Genomic DNA, 4,720 nt, shown 5'->3' on the forward strand with positions numbered 1-4,720 from the left:
AGCGCAGTAGAATAAACCAAACTCAAATACAAACATCCGGAATGCTCTGAAGCAAATAAAGACAAGTCAAATTTGGAAATACCTCCTGCTTCCTGTTCATAAGGTGATAAAGCTAATCCTGGAATTGACAGAGATTCTGACTCATAGTTCTGATAAGAAAACGTAGCCTCAAAAAGTGGATTACGGCCAGTGTTACGTGGAAGTTTCAATTCATCCACCAGATCCTCATACTGAAAATCCTGGTGGTCAAAACAAGATAATGTACGTGAGCTCACCTCAGCAAGGAAATCCTTGAAACTCAAATCCCCTACAGGATAATTACGCAGTGCGAGCATATTGATAAAAACACCGATAACTCCTTCCAGATCCGCATGGCGACGACCGGCGGTTGGTATACCCACCACTACATCCTCCCGGTTACCCAACCGGCTCAGCAAAATGGTATAAACTGAGAGTAAAACCATAAACAGCGTTGCACCCTGTTCTTCACCCAAACGGCTGATTGAACGTGTGGTCTGCTCATCCAGCTCAAAACTGTAACTTCCACTCTGATGCTCAGCCTGTTTAGGACGCGCATAGTCTAAAGGAAGATCAAGCGCTTCGGGAAGATCCTGGTATTCTGATAGCCAGAAAGATCTTTGTTTTGCCATCCGGTCCTGCTCTATAGCACTCTGCTGCCATTCTGCATAATCTTTATATTGTAAACCTGGAGCAGGTAAATCTTCTCCGGCATATAAAGCCATAAAATCACGGATCAAAATCCCATGAGAAACACCATCAGTAATGATATGATGCATATCCACCATCAAAAGCGATTCTCCTCCAGGCACATGAACCAGCCCTACGCGCAGTATAGGACCTTGTCCCAGGTCAAAAGGCCGGATAAAACTTTCCACCACAGCTGTGACATCTTCCCGCTGCGCCTGGTAATCCGTGATGGAGAATCCTTCACCATCACCAACTACCTGGAATGGTTCATCTTCAATCATCACTATTGTAGTTCTGAAGACCTCATGTCGCCTGATTAAAGCCTGGAAAGCACCAGCCAGACGTTCCCGATCCAGTTCTCCGCTAAGCCAGGCGGCCTGCGGCATATTATAAGCCAGTGAATCACGGTCAAATTCATACAGAAAATATAACCGCTTTTGAGCAGAAGAAAGTACGTAATGTGTTTTCTCTGCAACCAAAGGAATAACGTTATAATCTGATCCGAATGCCATTTCAAGGATATAAGCTGATAAACTCCGGATATCCTGATGGCTGAAAATTACTTTTAAAGATACTTCTGTCCCTAGCTCTTTACGGATCCGGTTGACCAGACTCATTGCTTTCAGCGAATGACCACCCAGATCAAAGAAGCTCCTGTTTACACTGATTTTATCCTCATCTATTTTCAGGATTTCAGACCAGATACTTAGTAGTTTCGTTTCTATCAGATTGGATGGCCCCTGATAACTATCTTCTGTATTCAATACAATCTCAGGAAGTGCCCGGCGATCTATTTTACCGTTTGCTGTGAGTGGGAATGCTGGTAAATGAACATAATAAGAAGGTAACATATAATCAGGAAGTAAATCCTGAAGACGTTGTTTTAAATCCGCTACAGCTTCTGCTGCTGTATAATAAGCCACCAGGTATTTATCATCTCCCTGCTCTTTAACCAGCACCAAAGCCTGATTGATTTCTTCCAGTCCGCTGATCACCACTTCAATCTCTCCGGGCTCGATCCGGTAACCACGGATCTTCACCTGGTCATCAATACGGCCCAGGTAGTCAATATTTCCGTCTTCCGTCCAGCGAACTAAATCACCCGTACGGTACATCAGACTACCCGGTTCAAAAGGATTCTCTACAAACTTCTCTGCTGTTAAAGCTATATTATTCACATAACCGCTTGCCAGCCCTAAACCTGATACATAAAGCTCTCCGGCTACTCCCTCAGGACTTAATCCCTGATACTGATCCAGAATATAAACACTGGTTCCAGTTACCGGACGGCCAACAGGAACTCCCGAACCAGAGCTTATCATCTGCGTTGCCCGATAAATAAGACAACTTATAGTGCATTCTGTAGGACCATATTTATTGTAAAAATCATATTTCTCCAGGTAACGGTTAGCCAGTTCTGCTCTGCAAACCTCCCCTGCGGCTATAATACGACGCAGGTTATTAGGTTCTGACAGACTGATACTTTCTAAAAACGAAGGCGTAGTATGCAGGTGAGTAACCTGGTGGTCATGCAAATAAGAATTCAACAGTGCCTGATCTGTAAGCACTTCCTTTCCGATCAAAACCAAACCTGCTCCGCTTAACAAGGCCAGCCAGATCTGCTCAACTGAAGCATCAAAACTGATTGTCGAGAACTGAAGGATACGGTCAGTATTGTCTATTTTAAATAAGTTCAGCTGACTTTGTATATAATTAACCAGGGAAACATTGTTCACCATCACTCCTTTAGGTTTTCCGCTACTTCCTGAAGTATAAATGATATAAACCAGGTCCTCGGGTTCACTCACCAGAAGCTGAATCCCTTTTAAACTGTCCTCTGTTTTAACTTCATCAATATCCAGCACTGAAATATGGTCCTGATAAAGTTCAGCATAAGCTGAGGAAGTTAACAGAAACCCTGAACCACTGTCTGTTAACATATAAAGAATACGCTCCTGTGGTAAAACGCTGTCAATCGGCACATAAGTACCACCCGCTTTTAGAATACCTAAAATCCCGATGATCATATCAGGTGAACGTTCAAGCAGCAGTCCGATCACTGTTCCGCTAACAACTCCCCGACCTGCTAAAAACAAACTTAACTGATCTGACTGCTCATCAAGTTCCTGGTAGCTCAATGCCTGATCCTCAAAAACCAGAGCTACTGCATCCGGGCTTTGCAAAACCTGTGCTTCAAACAACTGAACAATTGTCTGGTTAGCAGAATAAGCAGGTATTGCACCTGTCCCCAGTTCCAGTAAACGCGAACGCTCAGCTGGAACAAGTAAACCAATTTCACTTAACCTGATATCCGGAGCAGCTAAAACCTGCCCGACAATATGTTTAAAATAAGCTGCGAAACGACTGATCGTCGTCTCTTTAAACAATTCTGCGGAGTAACTCAAACTCAGGTATAGTTTACCCGAATCTTCACCCGCAGCAAGGGACAGATCAAATTTTGAACTCATCTCCCCTTCCTGCTGATAAGAATTCAACGTTAAACCCGGAATGACCAATTCTTCGCGCTCAAAATTTTCATAAGAAAACATGACCTCGATCAATGGACTACGCCCCAGATTACGGGGAAGATTCAGTTCATCTACCAGATCCTCATACTGAAAATCCTGATGGTCAAAACAAGATAGCGTTCGTGAACTCACCCCGGCCAGAAAATCTTCGAAACTCAGCTCCCCTAAAGGATAATTACGCAAGGCAAGCGTATTGACAAACATCCCGATCATCCCATCAAGATCTGCATGACGACGACCGGCGATTGGTGTACCGACTACCACATCCTCGCTTCTGCTCAAACGTCCAAGAAGAATCGTATAAACCGATAACAAAACGGTATATAATGTTGCGCCATGCTGTTCACCTAAATAGCGAAGCGAGGTTGTAGCCTGTTCATCCAGTTCAAAACTATAATTATCTCCACGGTGGTTACGATGATCCGGACGCGCATAGTCCAAAGGTAAATCCAGTACTTCAGGAAGATCCTGATACTCGGATAACCAGAAAGACCTTTGTTCTGCTATACGATCCTGAGCGATAACACTCTGTTGCCATTCGGCATAGTCTTTATACTGCAAACCCGGAGCAGGTAAATCTTCTCCGGCATATAAAGCCATAAAATCACGAATTAGAATTCCCTGAGAAACACCATCAGTAATGATATGATGCATATCCACCATCAGAAGCGAGTCTCCACCTGGCACATGAACCAGCCCCACACGCAGTAAAGGACCTTTTCCCAGGTCAAAAGGCCGGATAAAACTCTCCATCACCCCCGCTACTTCTTCCCGCCGCGCCTGGTAATCCGTAATTGAAAAATTTGAACCATCACCAATTACCTGGAATGGTTCATCTCCGATCATCACTATCGTAGTTCTGAGTACCTCATGTCGCCTGATTAAAGCCTGAAAAGCACCAGCCAGACGCTCCTGATCCAGTTCTCCACTAAGCCAGGAAGCCTGTGGCATATTGTAAGCCAGTGAATCACGGTCAAATTCATACAGAAAATACATCCGCTTTTGGGCAGAAGACAGTACATAATGGGTTTTCTTTACGGTTAAAGGAATAGCGGAATAAACCGAGCCAGGTACCAATTCACCAATATAAACTGATAAACTCCGGATATCCTGATGGCTGAAAACTGCTTTTAAAGACACTTCTATCCCTGTCTTTTTCCAAATACGGTTAACCATGATCATCGCTTTCAGCGAATGACCTCCAACATCAAAGAAACTTCTGTTCACACTGATCTTATCCTGATCTATTTTCAGAATCTCAGACCAGATCCCAACAAGCGTATGTTCCAATGGGCTCGATGGAGCCTGATAATTATCTGCTTTATCCAACACAACTTCAGGAAGTGCCCGGCGATCTATTTTCCCATTTGCTGTGAGCGGGAATGCTGGTAAATGAACATAATAAGAAGGCAGCATATAATCAGGAAGTATATCCTGAAGACGCTGTTTTAAATCCGCTATAGCTTCTGCTGCTGTATAATAAG

General features: G+C 43.8%; 1 protein-coding gene. It reads right to left on the reverse strand.

The features are described from left to right. Nucleotides 1-4,720, reverse strand: a 4,720-nt coding sequence (locus HDE68_RS26305; protein ID WP_183885699.1) for a non-ribosomal peptide synthetase, incomplete at both ends; no start/stop codon positions are given.

It is taken from the genome of Pedobacter cryoconitis, assembly GCF_014200605.1.
GTDB lineage: Bacteria > Bacteroidota > Bacteroidia > Sphingobacteriales > Sphingobacteriaceae > Pedobacter > Pedobacter cryoconitis_B.